We start from the raw sequence: 206 nt of genomic DNA on the forward strand, positions 1-206 counted from the left end.
ATTACACCAACGCAACCTTTACCGGAAGGTAATGTCACAGCGAAGGCAACAGATAAGGCGGAACATCCAAATACTTCTGAATCATCTGATCCTAAGAAAGTAACAGATAATACGCCACCTTCTAAACCAGTAATCGACACAGATTTAACAGGTAAAGCTGGATCTACTGATCCAATCACAGTTACGGCTGAACCAGGTTCTAAAGT

1 protein-coding gene is annotated in these 206 nt (G+C 41.7%); it reads left to right on the forward strand.

Features of this window, described 5'->3' with window-relative positions:
- The coding region (locus CD111_RS12585) for a hypothetical protein (RefSeq protein WP_158245712.1) at positions 1-206 on the forward strand (206 nt) is incomplete at both ends.

The sequence above is a fragment of the Mammaliicoccus stepanovicii genome (assembly GCF_002902525.1).
GTDB lineage: Bacteria > Bacillota > Bacilli > Staphylococcales > Staphylococcaceae > Mammaliicoccus > Mammaliicoccus stepanovicii.